This window comes from Hymenobacter nivis (assembly GCF_006439025.1).
GTDB lineage: Bacteria > Bacteroidota > Bacteroidia > Cytophagales > Hymenobacteraceae > Hymenobacter > Hymenobacter nivis_A.
In genome coordinates this window covers 30642-45159 of the sequence record NZ_RCYZ01000001.1, presented here as the reverse complement: position 1 = coordinate 45159, position 14518 = coordinate 30642, and the positions used below count along the sequence as shown (strand labels likewise).

The following is a 14518-nucleotide window of genomic DNA, read 5'->3' as shown; positions in this document are numbered from 1 at the left end:
AAAAACACAACGATTGTGTGTTTTTACTTTTAACCCTCAACTTTTAACTCGATACACAGGCTGCGGAACGGGCCCTCAGGCCACGCGCCGGGGGCCCCCAGCTAGCGCTGCGTGGCGCTGTTTGGCAGTTGGAAAAACTTGCTTTGCAGCTGGGCCTTGGTGGACGCGGGCAACTGGTGGGCTTCGAAGGCGGCAATGGTGCGCCGCTCCTTTTTGCGGCTGTAGTGGGCGTGGTAGAAAAAATTAGCCGCCAGTACCGGCACGCCCACTAAGACCACGAAGGCTATGTTAACCAAGCCCTGGTATTGCCCGGGATTGTCCCTATTTTGGTCGATGGCCAGGCCGGCCGCGGTAACCGCTATGAAGCCACCTGCAATCAGCAGGCGCCGATGCCGCCGCGCCGCGTACAGCCGGTGCAGGGCCCCCACGGTATCGGTGGCCGCGTTGGCTTGGGCGGTGGCCGCGCTGGCCTGGGCCGCCAGTTGCTGGGCCTGCACCACCGCCTGCGAAGCGGCCACCAATGAGTCGGTGCGGGCCATCGACGGCGTGGTTTGGGCAAAAGCCCGACCACCGGCTAGGAAAAGCAACAGATAAAGTAGAAAACAGCGCATAAAAAAGATGGGACGGTTTGCAGCGCCAAGTACGCTACAAACCGTCCCATCTTCCTCATTCATACTTCATAAACTACTTACTTTCCCAGCGCCAGGCGGGCGCCCAGCATGCTCCAGCGCCGGGGCATTTGGGCTCCCAGCAGGTCGGCGTAGCGGGCGTCGAACAGGTTTTGCACCTGGCCCAGCACCCAGAGGCGGCCGGGCAGCAGCGCCACTTCGAGGCGAATATTGAACACGGCGTAGGTGGGGGTGAGCACGCTGGGCAGGGCCGTGGCGCTGGCCGGGTCGGTTTGCTGGGCGGCGCGCTGCTTGAACACGCCGCTGAACGCGAAGTTGGCCCGGCGATGGGTCAGGCTCAGGGCCCCCGTCACGAGGTGGCGCGCCACGTTGGAGAGGTACTGCGAGGCCACGCCGCTCCGGTTATCAAGGTTCACGTAGGTGTAGCCCAGCGAGCCGTTCAGGCGCAGGCCGGCCGCCAGCTGCGCCTGCGCCTGCACCTCGGTTTCCACGCCTTGGGTGGTCACGCTGAACAGGTTCTGGGCGAAGCGGTAGCTGCTATTGGGGTTAATGTTCGTGAGGCCGGTGGCGGCAATCACCTGGGCCCCGGACTGGGCTACGTAATCAATCAGGTTGCGGCCGTCGCGGTGGAAGTAGGTGGCGCGCACCAGCAGCGCCGGCGTGGGCTGGTAGTCCGCGCCGCCCTCGTAGTTGAAGGTGCGCTCGGCCGCCAGGCCCGGGTCGCCCACGTTGAAGCCCGCCGGCGTGATGCCCGGCCGCACGTTGGAATTGTACTGCTCCGTGAAGTTGGCCGCCCGGATGGCCTTGCCCAGGGCCCCGCGCACGGTCAGCTTGTCGCCCAGCTGCTGGCTGGCGTTGAGCTGCGGCACCAGCTCGGTGCCGTAGGCCTGGTCGTGGTCGAGGCGCAGGGCCCCCGTCACGTTCAGGCCCGGGGTGGGGGCGAGGGCGGCCACGGCAAAGGCCCCCGTGTGCCACACGGCGTGGTCGCCGCGGTCGTTGCTGAGCACGGCGCGGCGGTCGGCCTGGCCGCCCAGCGTGGCCCGCAGCTTGGGGCTGATTTGCAGCTGGTGCTGGCCCTGCACGTTGAGGTAGTGCATGAGGTGGTCGCTGGGCACGGAGGTCGGCGTGTACACGTAGTAATCGGTACTCGCCGTGCCCACAATTTGCAGTTCGGTGCGGGCCTTGGCGCTCCACTCGTAGCGCAGCTGGCCCTGGTACCAGTCGCGGGTGAAGGTTTCGCGGGCCCGGTCGCCCAGGTTGGTGGTGTAATAGTTCTGGGCGTTGAAGTCGCGCCGGTCGAAGCTGGCGCGGGCCGCGGCGCTGAGCTTCGGCGTGATGTCGTAGGCCCCCGACAGCGAGTAGGTGTTGAGCTTCACGTCGTTGCGGCCCCCGCCGGGCGCGTCGAGCAGCTGGCCGCTGGCCGTGTTGTTCAACAAGCCCCCGGCTAGGCGCAGGCCCTTCTCTTGGCCGTAAAAGCCCAGATTGGTGCTTTTCAGCCCGTACTCGCCCGATTGGAACGTGGCGGCTAGCTGGGTGCCGTCGGGCCGGTGGGTGGCGGCGAAGGTTTTGGTGACGATGTTGATGAAGCCGCCCACCGCGTCGGGCCCGTACAGGGCCGCGCCGGGGCCCCGCACAATCTCAATCTGCTCGATTTCGGCCGGGCTGATGGGCAAGTAGCCCGCAAAGTGGCCCGTGAGCGGGTCGTTCAGCCGCATGCCGTCGAGCAGCAGCAGCACCTGCGTGAAGGTTGAGCCGCGCAGCGTCACGTCGGCCTGGGCCCCGAAGCTGCCGCGGCTCTGCACCTCCAGCGCCGGCAGCACGCGCAGCAAGTCGTCGAGCGAGAGCACCGGGTACTCGTTCAGCCGGCTGCCGGGGATAACCGTCACGGCCCGGCCCGTTTGGCCCGCCGCCTGGCCCAAGCGCGAGGCGTACACCGTCACCTCGCGCAGGGTGCGGGCACTGTCGGCCGGGGCCGTCTGAGCCAGGGCGTTGAGGGTAAAAAAAGTGCCGAAAAGAGTAGCAGTGGTGCGTATGGCCAGCATGGTTGGGGTGAAATGACGCCGCAAAGCTAGGGCCCCCAAGGCCGCACCGGCGGGTCCCCGCCGGGTTTGCGTAAGCGGAACAGCCCAAAAAATCTGGTAATTGCCATAACGCACGGACGATCAGCGGCCCCGCGGCCGGGGCCCCGGGGCGCAACGCACGGCCCAAGTCCTGCGCATCTAGCTCGTCGGTTTTGCCCAGTTTCGGTGCCAGCGGCCCCCAACAATTGACCGAAAAAGCACCGCGTTTACGTTTTATCGTGAGCGCGCCCCATCCCGGGCGCCTGCCCAGCCCGCTTGCGTTGGGCGCGCAGTTGGCGCACTTCCGGGTGCGGGCGGCGGCTGCGCTGTCCACTTCAACCACTGCTTAGGCCTGCTGCCAGCGGTAAAATGGCTGGCTCCTGGGCCATCGCCGCGTTCCTATAGGCTTGTTAGTAGCCCAGCTACGCCTTTCACGTTCAGGCGGGCAAAGTTTTTCACCCGGTCAAACCGCGCCTTGGTTTCCGCCAGCTCTTCGTCCGGGGCCAGCGCGCTGGGGGCGTGCGAATCCAGCAGGGCAAACACCGAAGCGGCAATGTCCACGTAGCCCAGCAGCAACACGTAGAGCTGCTTCTTTTCGTCGGCCGCGTAGCCTTTGGTGCGGATGGCCTTGGTCAGCTGGTCGAGCTGCGTGGTTTCGTCCGCAAAGAGGTCCCGCAGGGCGCTGCGCTGCTTGTGGTAGGCGTCGAGCTGGTCGTCCGTGGCATCGGCCGCCGCAAAGGGAACGTCCGGGGCGAAGGCCACCGCCTGCCGGTAGGCCGCTTCGGCCGCGTACACCGTGGCCAAGTGCTTCTGCAAGCTCGTCCACAGGCCCGTGCGGGCCTTGTCGAAAGCGGCGGTAGGGGTGGGGCTGTCCAAGTCGGTTCGGGGGGTAATGAGCCGCAAAGGTAGGGGCCCGGGGGCTGCACCGGCGGGGCCCCGGCGGGTTTGTGCAACCGAAGCGGCCCGGTAAAGCTGGCAACCGGGGCCGCGTGCCCACGCCCGCCGGCCGCGCGGCCGGGGCCCCGGTGCGCAACGCGTGGCCCAAATCCTGCATCTTTGGGCCCCGACTCCCTACCACCGCTGCTTTTTATGAAATACGCTTCCGCGCTGGGCCTGCTGGGCCTGCTGGCCGGCCCTGCCCTGGGCCAAACCCCGGTTCCGCCCACCCCGCCGCTGCCCGCCACCGATCCGCCCGCCGCCGACCTGGGGCCCTACCGCGCCTCGTCCACCAAGGTCAACGACTTGGTGCACACCAAGCTGGCCGTGAAGTTCGACTATGCCAAGCGCTACCTCTACGGCCAGGCCTGGATCACGCTCAAGCCCCACGGCTACGCCACCGACTCGCTGCGGCTCGACGCCAAGGGCATGGACATCAAGGCGGTGGCCCTGATGAACGGCACCCAGCAGACGCCGCTCCAGTTCACCTACACCGACCAGAACAACGTGTACGTCAACCTGGGCCGCAGCTTCAAGCCCGGCGAGGCCTACACCGTGTACCTCGACTACGTGGCCAAACCCAACGAGCTGAAGGTGAAGGGCTCGGCCGCCATTACCGACGCCAAGGGCCTGTACTTCATCAACCCCGATAGCACCACCAAGGGCAAGCCGGTGCAAATCTGGACGCAGGGCGAGACCGAGGCCTCGTCGGCTTGGTTCCCCACCATCGACCGGCCCAACCAGAAGTCGACCGAGGAAATTGCCATGACCGTGCCCAGTAAGTACGTGACGCTCAGCAATGGCAAGCTGGTGAGCCAGGTGCCCGCGGGCCCCGGCCTGCGCACCGACACCTGGAAGATGGACCTGCCCCACGCGCCCTACTTGTTCATGATGGCAGTGGGCGACTTCAAAATATACAAAGACACCTGGCGCGGCAAGGAGGTGAACTACTACCTCGAGCCCAAGTACGCGCCCTTCGCCAAGCAGATTTTCGGTAACACGCCCGACATGCTCGAATTCTTCTCGACCCGCCTGGGTGTGGAGTTTCCGTGGAACAAGTACGCCCAGATTGTGGCCCGCGACTACGTGAGCGGGGCCATGGAAAACACCACCGCCACGCTGCACGGCGAGCAGGTGCAAATGACCGACCGCGAGCTGCTGGACCGCGAGTACGAAAGCGAATCGGTGATTGCCCACGAGCTGTTTCACCAGTGGTTTGGCGACTACGTGACGGCCGAAAGCTGGAGCAACCTGACCGTGAACGAGTCGATGGCCGACTTTTCCGAAGGCCTCTACGCCGAGCACAAGTACGGCCGCGACGCCGCCGACGCCCACAACTACCGCAACCTGCGCCGCTACCTGGCCAACCCCGCCGACGCCGCCAAGGACCTCGTGCGCTTCCACTACGGCGACAAAGAGGAGATGTTTGACCTCGTGACCTACCAGAAGGGCGGGGCCGTGGTGGACATGCTCCGCACCTACCTCGGCGACGACGTGTTCTTCGCCGGCCTGCAAAAGTACCTGAAGGACAACGCCCTGGGCAACGGCGAGGCCCACCAGATGCGCTTGGCCATGGAAGCCGTATCGGGCCAGGATTTGAACTGGTTCTACAACCAGTGGTACTTTGGGGCCGGCCACCCGGTCGTGGCCATCGACTACGCCTGGGACGCGGCCCGCAAAACCGAGCTCGTGACCGTGAAGCAAACCCAGCCCGGGGCCCCGTTCCGCCTGCCGTTCGCCATCGACTACTACGTGAACGGCAAGGCCCAGCGCCAGCGCGTGCTGATGACCCAGGCCAGCCAAACGTTTGAGATGCCCCTGGCCGCCCAGCCCGCCCTGGTGAACGTGGACGCCGAGAAGAAGATGGTGTGGCTGAAAGCTAACAACCAGCCCTTTAGCGCCTACGCCTACCAGTACGCCCACGCCCCCCTGTACGTGGACCGCCGCGAGGCCGTGGCCGCCGCCAAAGAGGCCCAGGACACCGACCCCGCCGCCCGGGCCCTGCTCTTGGCCGCCCTCAACGACAAGTACTACAGCCTGCGCATGGCCGCCGTGCAAAGCCTTGATTTTGAGAACAAAGCCGTGGCCAAAGCCGCCGGCCCGGCCCTGCGCAAGCTGCTGGCCACCGAAAAAGACCCCAACGTGCAGGCCACCGTGCTGGGGGCCCTGGGCCAGCTGAAGGACAAGCGCGACGCGGCCACTTTCACCAAGTACCTGGCCGATAGCCGCTCGTACGGCGTGCAGAGCGCGGCGCTGCAAAGCCTGGCCGAAGTGGCGCCCCAACAGGCGCTGGCCAAGGCCCAGGCCCTGGAAAGCGACGACCACGGCGCCCTCGTTGGTGCCGTGGCTTCTACCTACGCCGTGGCTGGGGGCCCTGCCCAGTGGCCCTACATCCGCGACAAGTTCGACGCGGCCCCCATCTCGGGCAAGGCGGGCTTGCTGCCCGGCATGGCCGCCATGCTGCCCCGCCTGGACGACCCCAAGCTGTTCGCCGAAAACGTGGACCGCCTCAAGGCCATCGGCATCCAGTACAAGTCGCAGGGGGCCGACCAGGCCATCATCGGCCTGCTCCAGAGCGAGCCCATCCAAAAATCGGCCAGCGCCGCCGTGCCCGCCAACCGCGCCACCCTGGAGCGCGCCGTGCAGGAAATTCAGCAGGCCAAATAGGGCCCCGGCGCTGGACCTCATCGCACCAGCACAAGCACAAAAAAGGGACTTCCGGCCGCAGCCGGAAGTCCCTTTTTTGTTGGGCCGAAGCACTTGGTGGGCTAGCTGGCCTTGGCCGTTTTCTTGGCTTTGGCCTGCTCCTCATTAGGCCCGCCGGCCAGGGGCAAGTCGGCGGGGTCGTGCTGGGGCCCCTCGTAGGAGCTGGCGTCGTCGTCGTGGCGGGCGTTCGCCGCCTCGGTGGCGTAGATGTGCTCCATTTTCTTGATCACGTCGTTGCCGTCCACCTCCAGGTCCTTCAGCACGCCGTCGGCGATGTCGTACACCAGGCCGTGCAGGCGGGGCGGATTGTCGCCGCGCATGGCGTTCTGGATGATGTTGGTTTTGGCCAGGTTGCGCACCTGCTCAATCACGTTCAGCTCCACCAGTCGGCGCATGCGCTCGGTCTCGTTCGATAAGCGCAGGTACTCGGTTTCGTGCAGCCGGATTACGTCGCGGATGTTTACCAGCCAGTTGTCGATCAGGCCGTACTGCTTGTTGGCGGCCGCCGCGGCCACGCCGCCGCAGCCGTAGTGGCCGCACACCATAATGTCCTGTACGCCCAGTACTTCCACGGCGTATTGCAGCACGCTCAGCAGGTTCATATCGGAGTGCACCACCAGGTTGGCGATGTTGCGGTGCACAAACATTTCGCCGGGGCCCGTGCCCGTAATGCCCGAGGCCGGCACCCGCGAGTCGGAGCAGCCGATGAACAAGTACTTGGGCTTCTGGCCGTTGGCTAAGCGGTGGAAAAATTCGGGGTCTTCCGCGTTGCGGCTTGATACCCACTTCTTGTTGTTTTCGAGGATTTCGCTGATGCCAGCCATGATAAAAGGGTTAGGAGCGCAGCGCCGGCCGGTGGGCCCAGGGGCCCGGCCGGCGCTGCGGTGGGAAGTGGGGCCCCGTGCGCCACGGGGCCCCACCGAAGATAAAGCGGAAATGTCCGCCACTCAGGAAAGGAAAATTACGAGTAAAAAAGCGACTGGTTGCCGCCCGTTACTTACCAGCACAGCTCGGTGGTACAGGCGCTGCGTGCCCTCGCCCCGAAACTGCTCTGGCAACTGACAGGCCTAGTGCCCGGCCAGCGCCACCTGGCGGATGCCGCGCAGCTCCAACTCGATGCCGCGCGCCGGGGCCGCCTGCCGGAAGGCCTCGATGGCCTCCAGCACGTCGTGGTCGATGGCGTCGGAGCGGGTGCCGTCGAGCACCACGCGGCTGCCGGCGGGCAGCTGCTCCAGCGTCGTCACGATGCTGGCCTTGTTGAGAAACGACACGTGCTCGGGCAGGCGCAGGTGCAGCGGGGTTTCGTCGTCGCCGCCGGCCGATTCGTCGCGCCGCAGGTAGGAGCCCGCCTTGGCGTTGTCCTTCAGGATGAAGAAGAAGCCGATGACCAGGCCGATGCTCACGCCCTTGAGCAAATCGGTGAAGAGCACAGCTGCGATGGTGATGATGAACGGCCCAAACTGGGCCCAGCCCAGGCGCCACTGCGCCCGGTACAGGGCCGGCTTGGTGAGCTTGAAGCCCACCAGCAGCAGCACGGCCGCCAGCGCCGCCAGCGGAATCATGTTCAGGGCCGCGCCCAAGAACAACAGGCTCACCAGCAGCAGGATGCCGTGGATGAAGGCCGACACCTTGCTCCGGCCGCCAGCGGCAATGTTGGCCGACGAGCGCACGATAACTGCCGTGAGGGGCAGGCCGCCCAGCAGGCCGCTCACCAGGTTGCCGGCCCCCTGGGCCATCAGCTCGCGGTTGGTGGGGGTGTGGCGCTTCAGCGGGTCGAGGTTGTCCACGGCCTCCACGCTGAGCAGCGTTTCGAGCGAGGCCACGACGGCGATGGTGAAGGCCACGCCGTAGGTGGCGGGGTTGCGCAGGGCGCCGAAGTCGGGAAACGTCATGGCCCCCGCCAGCTCGCCGAGCGACGAGAGCACCGGCAGCTTCACCAGGTGCTCGGGGCGCACGGCCAGGCCCGGGGCCACTGCGCGCAGCAGCTGGTTGAGGCCCACGGCCACCAGCACCGCCACCAGGGCCCCCGGCACCAGCCGCGCCCAGGGCTGCCGCCGCACGGGCGCCGTGTCCCAGAGCAGCAGCAGCGCCAGCGACACCGCGCCCACCAGCATCGAGCCCGGGCTCAGGCCCTTGGCCGCCGCCGCAATGGCCGAGAAGGTGTTCAGGCCGTTGAACTGCAAAAAGTCCATGTCCTCAAAATAGTCCGTATCAGCTCCCAAAAAGTGTGGGATCTGCTTCATGATCAAGATGATGCCGATGGCGGCCAGCATGCCCCGGATCACGGCCGCCGGAAAGTACAGCGCGATGATGCCCGCCCGCGCCACGCCCAGCAGCAGCTGCAATACGCCCGCCACCACCGTGGCCGCCAGCACCGCCGGCCACGAGCCCAGCGTGGCAATGGCCGAGAGCATGATCGCGGTGAGGCCCGCCGCCGGCCCGCTCACGCTCACCGCCGAGCCGCTGAGCGTGCTCACCAGCAGCCCGCCCACGATGCCCGACACCAGGCCTGCCAGCAGGGGGGCCCCAGAGGCCAGCGAAATGCCCAGGCACAGCGGCAGCGCCACCAGAAACACCACCAGCCCCGCCGGCGCATCCTGGCCCAGGGTGCTGAAGAGCGACGACGGGGCCGCGGGCTGCGGCGTGGGGCCCCCGGCGGGGGCAATGGGGGTGCCGGTGCGCACCGGCGACGAAATAACCTGCGACATAAAGGTGCGGGAGCGCGCCCAGCGGCTCGAAAACGACACGTTATCGAGCGCGGGTAAAAGCGCAATGCAAGGTTAGAAAGCCGCTATTAAACCGGGGTTAAAGCCCAATTAAAATGAAATTAAAACCATTAAATAGGTTGCGCTAGGGCCCCGGGCGGCGGCAAGCCCCGCCGCCCTTAGGCCGCGCCCGCGCCGCGCCGGGGCCACTCCAGCCACACTTGCGTGCCCTGACCGGGCTGGCTGGCCAGGCGCACCGTGCCGCCGTGCAGGGCCATGATGCGGGCCGTGAGGGGCAGGCCGATGCCGTGGCCCGGCACCGCCCGCGCCGCTGCCGCCCGGAAAAACGGCACGAACACCTGGGCCAGATCTTCGGCGTGGAGGCCGGGGCCCTCGTCGGCCACCAGCAGCACGAGGCGGGCGGGCCCCGTGGCCAGCGTGGCCGTGACGGTGCCGCCACTGCCCGAAAACTTGCACGCATTGTCGAGCACGTTGAGCACGGCCGCCAGCAGCAGGGCCTCGTTGCCGCGTACGGCAAAGGCGTCGGCCGCGTCGGCATCGGTATCGCCAAAGGCCAGGTCGACGCGGCAGGTGGGGTAGCGGCGCAGCACCTGCTCGTGGGCCAGCAGCAGCAGCTCGTCGAGGGCCACGGCGGCCATCGGCACCTGCGAAGGGTCGTCGGAAGCGCGGGCAATTTGCAGCAGGCCGTTGGTGAGCTCGTTCAGGCGGCGGGCCGAATCGAGGGTGCGCTGGAGCACGCGGCGGTACTCGGCCGCGGGGCGCTCGGCTTGCAGCAAGGCCACCTCCAGCTCGCCGATGAGGGCGGTGAGGGGCGTGCGCAGCTCGTGCGAGGCGTCGCGCACGAAGGTGCGCTGCCCGGCAAAGGCCGATTCGAGGCGGTCGAGCAGGCGGTTGAAGCGCTGGGCCAGGCGGCCAATCTCGTCGGCGTGGCCCGTGGCGGGCGTCAGGCGCTGGCTCAGGTCAGTGGCCGTGATGCCGTCTACCTCCCGCACCATGCGCCGCAGCGGCCGCAGCGCCTGCCCGGCAAAGCCCCACCCGCCGATGCCCGTCACGGCCAGGGCCGCCAGCAGGCCCGCGGCCAGTAGCTGCCGCAGCTGCCCCAGCTGCTGGCGGCTGTCTTCGTCTACCGACGAGGCCACCACCACCAGGGGCCCCAGGCGGGCGTCGTGGTAGAGCAGGCCCACGGTTTCGTGGTAGTTGGTTTCCGGTTCGAGCACGGCGCGGCCGGTGCGGCGCACCTCGGCCAGCCAGGCGGCGGGCACCGCGCGCCCGGGCCCCTGCCCCTCCCGAAACACCAGGCGGCCGGCGGCGTTGTACACCCGGCCTTCCTCGGCGGGCAGCGTGCGGTAGAGCTGGCGCAGGTAGTGGCGGTAGGCGGTGCGGTGGCCGGCGTCGGCGTCGGCGGCCTCGCTCTGGCCGGCGGCGTAGGCGTGGCCCACCACCAGCGTGCGCTTAAACAGGCTTTCGGTGAACAGCACGCGCCGCGACTGCTGCGTGGCCACGTAAATGACCAGCGCAAACAGCAGCAGCGTAACGGCCAGAATGGCCCCGAACTGGAGCGCCAGGCGCAGGCGAATGGACACGGCAGTGGGGGAGGTTAAATGGGCAGGAAGGGAAGAATGTGCAGGATGTAAAGAATGTGGACAATGGGGCCCCAGGTAAACAAAAGGCCGTCACGCAGCGCGCCGCTTTCATTCGTAGAACTACAGTTTGCCCATTGCCGCATTCGTCCACATCAAGAAATTAGTCCTCGCTTTTCATCATGTAGCCCATGCCCACCAGCGTGTGAATGAGCTTGGTATCGAATCCCTTATCAATCTTCTTGCGCAGGAAGTTGATGTACACGTCCACCACGTTCGAGCCGGTGTCGAAGCTCAGGTCCCAAACGTGCTCCAGCAGGTCGGCGCGGCTCACCACCCGGTTTTGGTGGCGCAGCAGGTACTCGAGCAGGGCAAACTCGCGGGCCGTGAGCTGCACGGCTTGGCCGGCGCGCGTCACGCGCTTGGCGCCGGGGTCGAGGGTGAGGTCGGCCAGGTGCAGGGGCGCGGCGGGGGCGGGGGCCTCGGTGCGGCGGCGCACAAGGGCCCGAAGCCGCGCCAGCAGCTCCTCAAAGGCGAAGGGCTTCACGAGGTAGTCGTCGGCCCCGGCGTCGAGGCCCCGAATTTTGTCGTCCGTCTCGCCCAGCGCCGTCAGCATCAGGATGGGCACGCCCGCGTCGTGGGCCCGCACCTGGCGGCACAGCTCCAGCCCGCTCAGTCCGGGTAGCAGCTGGTCGAGGATGAGGCAATCGTAGCGCGTGGCCTGGGCCCGGCGCAGGCCCAGCAGGCCGTCGGCGGCCAGGTCTACAGCGTAGCCCTGCTCGCTCAGGCCCTGGTGCAGGAACGCGGCCACGGACGGTTCGTCTTCAACCAATAGAATCTTCATGGCCCGCAAAGTAAGGCCCCGCGCGCCGGGCCAAGGCCCTTGCGCCGTACCTTTGCCCGGCAATGCCGCGGTGCGCCGCGGGTTGTTTTTATAAAGAGGCGCCGAGAGACAGGCTCGCTGACGCGCCGGCAACCCCCACCCCGTGGAAAGGTGCCAAGCCCTGGACCTATAAAAACAAGCCGCCGCAATGCCCTGATTCGTTCCGTTGCCCCGCCCGGTGCCCGGCCCTGCCGCTCGCCGCTCCGGGGCCCCCGCCCCAAGCCCCCGTCCTTTTTCCTACGCCCCGCGGCGGGGCACCGCCGGCCCCCGCCGGGGCCCCGCCGCGCCTTCACCCCCGCCCGCCCCGCCGCGGGCCCTTTGCTTACATGCTAAAAAAATCACTGGCCCTGTTGCAGCGCGAAGCGGCCGAAACCGGGGGCAACACCCTCAAGCGCACCCTCAACGGCTTCAGCCTCATTGCCATTGGCATCGGCGTCATTATCGGCGCGGGCCTGTTTTCGCTCACCGGCATCGCGGCGGCCAACAACGCGGGGCCCGCCGTTACGCTCTCCTTCGTGGTGGCGGCCGTGGGCTGCGCCTTCTCGGCCCTGTGCTACGCCGAGTTTGCCGCGCTGGTGCCCGTGTCGGGCTCGGCCTACACCTACTCCTACGCCACCATGGGCGAGCTTTTTGCCTGGATCATCGGCTGGGACCTTGTGCTTGAGTACTCGGTGGGGGCCGCCACGGTGGCCATCAGCTGGTCGCAGTACCTCATCAAGTTTCTGGGCAAGTACGGCCTGCACCTGCCGGCCCAGCTGGTGATGTCGCCGTTTGAGTCGGCCAAGCTCGCCGACGGCTCTAGCGTGAGCGGTTATGGCAACGTGCCGGCCATGCTGGTGGTGCTGGCCATCACGGCCATCGTCACGCGGGGCACCAAAGGCTCGGCGTGGTTCAACGCCCTGGTGGTGGCCCTGAAGGTGGCAGTGGTGCTGGTGTTCATCGCCCTGGGCTGGAAGTACATCGACCCCGCCAACTACCAGCCCTACATTCCGGCCAACACCGGCAACTTTGGCGAGTTCGGCCTGAGCGGCATTTTGCGCGGGGCGGGCGTCATCTTCTTCGTGTTCATCGGCTTCGACATCGTGGCCACCATGGCCCAGGAAACCAAGAACCCGCAGCGCAACATGCCCATCGGCATCCTCGGCTCGCTGGCGGTGTGCACGGTGCTGTTCGTGCTCTTCGGTCACGTCCTCACGGGGTTGGCCAACTACACCGAGTTCAAAAACAGCGCCGCCCCGGTAGCCATCGCCATCGAAAAAACACCCTACGCCTGGCTCAGCTCGGCCGTGATTCTGGCCATCCTCATCGGCTACACGTCGGTTATTCTGGTCGATTTGCTGGGGCAGTCGCGGGTGTTTTTCTCCATGTCGCGCGACGGCCTGCTGCCGCCGGTGTTCTCCAAGCTGCACCCCACCTTCAACACGCCGTTCCAGTCGAGCCTGCTGCTGGGCTGCTTCATCGCCGTGTTTGCGGGCTTCGTGCCCATCTCCGTGGTGGGCGAAATGACGAGCATCGGCACGCTGCTGGCCTTCGTGATGGTGTGCCTGGGCGTGATGATCATGCGCCGCACCAACCCCGACGCGCCCCGCAGCTTTCGCACGCCGTGGGTGCCGGTGGTGCCCATCCTCGGCATTGTGGTGTGCCTGGTGATGATGGCCTCGCTGCCCTGGGAAACCTGGCTGCGCCTGTTCGTATGGCTGGCCTTGGGCTTGGCCATCTACTACGGCTACGGCAAGAAAAATAGCAAGCTGCGCCAAGCCCAGGAGCGCGGCGACGCCGACGCACAGTAGCCCGTTTTGGGCCCTGGGCAGTGCCTAGCGTAATGGGCACGATAATTCCCGGGGCTCAGCGCGCCCGCTGCACCTACTTAATCTGCTGCAACTGCTCGCGCAGCCACGCCTTGGCCGTGGCCAGGGTGTGGTGCTGGCTGGGGTCGATGGCGTAGGCCGCGGTCTTGGCCACGTTCTCGGTGTAGGTGCCCACCGAAATCTGCCCGAACACGGTTTCGGGTACCACAAAGCTGACGTGGTGGATGCCCGCCTTAGCGGCCCGTAGGTTCCAGTCGTCGCACATCCACTGCTGGGTTTCGGCGCGCACGGCGCCCACCAGCCGGGTGTCGGCCAGCCACCCCAGGGGCTTGATTTGGCGGGCCTTGCCGCGGTACAGCTCCAGGCCGCGGTCCATCAAGGAGCGAAATTCGGCGCTGGTGGCGAAGCCGTGCCACTGCACGATGAGGCACGGCACTTCGGGGGCAAACAACATCGAGCCGTAGGGCTCGGCAATAAGAACGACGTCGGACATGGTAGAAACGGGGTGTGGGGCGTTGGAAAGACGCCGCCAAAGGCACCGCCCCGCATACGGCCCCACCGCGCAAAATGTGACGCGGGCCCCCGCCAACGCCCCGAAAAACCCGGCCGACGCCGCCGTATTGGCCGGCCAACGCCAGGGCCCCACGGGCGGTGCGGGCCTACTCGCCCATCAGTGTGAGCACCAGTGCGCGGCGGCCGCCGTGGTCGCGGTGCTCGCCCAGGTATATGCCCTGCCAAATGCCCAGGGCTGGGGCCCCGTTTGCGACGGGAATGCTGACACTGCTGCCCAACAGCGCGGCTTTCAGGTGGGCCGGCATGTCATCGGGGCCCTCGGAATTGTGCCGGAAATAGGGCGCGTTTTCGGGCGCGGTGCGGTTGAAAAACTGCTCGAAGTCGTGGCGCACCGTGGGGTCGGCGTTTTCGTTGAGGCACAAGCTGGCCGACGTGTGCTGGATGAAAACGTGCAGCAGGCCGGCCCGCATTTGCTGGAGTTCGGGCAGCTCAGCCAGCACGTAATCGGTGATGAGGTGGAAGCCCCGGCGCAGGGCCGGCAGCCGCAACTGTTTTTGAACAACCATGGGCAGCAAGAGAAGTGAGGCTAGACATACGCGGCCCGGCCCCGCGGGTAGGCGTCGGCGCAGCAACGGCCACCGCAAAAGCGCCGCTAGCTGCACCAGAAGCTGCGCCCC

At 66.8% G+C, this 14518-nt stretch carries 11 protein-coding genes and 1 riboswitch; of the genes, 2 read left to right on the top strand and 9 right to left on the bottom strand.

Annotated features, from left to right (window positions below):
- Positions 1 to 101: 101 nt before the first annotated feature.
- The 3 genes from EAH73_RS00170 to EAH73_RS00160 form a co-directional block, all read right to left on the bottom strand.
- Complete coding sequence (locus EAH73_RS00170) at positions 102 to 611, bottom strand: hypothetical protein (RefSeq protein WP_140464296.1); 510 nt, start codon at positions 609 to 611, stop codon at positions 102 to 104.
- Positions 612 to 688: 77 nt separating this feature from the next.
- Positions 689 to 2671, bottom strand: coding sequence for a TonB-dependent receptor plug domain-containing protein (locus EAH73_RS00165; RefSeq protein WP_140464295.1), 1983 nt, complete (start codon positions 2669 to 2671; stop codon positions 689 to 691).
- A gap of 417 nt (positions 2672 to 3088) precedes the next feature.
- Positions 3089 to 3565: a hypothetical protein gene (locus EAH73_RS00160; protein ID WP_140464294.1), complete on the bottom strand. Its 477-nt coding sequence runs from the start codon at positions 3563 to 3565 to the stop codon at positions 3089 to 3091.
- A gap of 213 nt (positions 3566 to 3778) precedes the next feature.
- On the opposite strand from EAH73_RS00160, the gene EAH73_RS00155 reads away from it, so the two are divergent.
- Positions 3779 to 6292 carry a M1 family aminopeptidase gene (locus EAH73_RS00155; protein WP_140464293.1) on the top strand — a complete coding sequence of 838 codons (2514 nt, stop codon included), beginning with the start codon at positions 3779 to 3781 and terminating at the stop codon, positions 6290 to 6292.
- 101 nt (positions 6293 to 6393) lie between these two features.
- On the opposite strand, the gene EAH73_RS00150 is transcribed toward EAH73_RS00155, so the two are convergent.
- The 4 genes from EAH73_RS00150 to EAH73_RS00135 all read right to left on the bottom strand — a co-directional run bounded on the left by EAH73_RS00150 (position 6394) and on the right by EAH73_RS00135 (position 11481).
- The gene (locus EAH73_RS00150) at positions 6394 to 7155 is read right to left on the bottom strand and encodes a carbonic anhydrase (RefSeq protein WP_240047084.1); all 762 of its coding nucleotides are present in this window, start codon (positions 7153 to 7155) and stop codon (positions 6394 to 6396) included.
- Between the two features lie 243 nt (positions 7156 to 7398).
- Positions 7399 to 9039: a SulP family inorganic anion transporter gene (locus EAH73_RS00145; RefSeq protein ID WP_140464292.1), complete on the bottom strand. Its 1641-nt coding sequence runs from the start codon at positions 9037 to 9039 to the stop codon at positions 7399 to 7401.
- 176 nt (positions 9040 to 9215) lie between these two features.
- Positions 9216 to 10640, bottom strand: coding sequence for a sensor histidine kinase (locus EAH73_RS00140; protein ID WP_140464291.1), 1425 nt, complete (start codon positions 10638 to 10640; stop codon positions 9216 to 9218).
- Positions 10641 to 10800: 160 nt separating this feature from the next.
- Positions 10801 to 11481, bottom strand: coding sequence for a response regulator transcription factor (locus EAH73_RS00135; RefSeq protein ID WP_140464290.1), 681 nt, complete (start codon positions 11479 to 11481; stop codon positions 10801 to 10803).
- A gap of 85 nt (positions 11482 to 11566) precedes the next feature.
- Positions 11567 to 11656: riboswitch (SAM riboswitch) on the top strand.
- Between the two features lie 190 nt (positions 11657 to 11846).
- Between EAH73_RS00135 and EAH73_RS00130 the strand changes: the two genes are divergently transcribed.
- On the top strand, positions 11847 to 13310 hold the full coding sequence (locus EAH73_RS00130; protein WP_140464289.1) for an amino acid permease: 1464 nt from the start codon (positions 11847 to 11849) through the stop codon (positions 13308 to 13310).
- A 73-nt stretch (positions 13311 to 13383) separates the two neighbouring features.
- Here EAH73_RS00130 and EAH73_RS00125 read toward each other — a convergent pair whose 3' ends face one another.
- A complete protein-coding gene (locus EAH73_RS00125) occupies positions 13384 to 13821 on the bottom strand; it encodes a hypothetical protein (protein WP_140464288.1) in 438 nt (145 codons plus the stop codon).
- A 166-nt stretch (positions 13822 to 13987) separates the two neighbouring features.
- A complete protein-coding gene (locus EAH73_RS00120; protein ID WP_140464287.1) occupies positions 13988 to 14407 on the bottom strand; it encodes a secondary thiamine-phosphate synthase enzyme YjbQ in 420 nt (139 codons plus the stop codon).
- Positions 14408 to 14518: the final 111 nt, after the last annotated feature.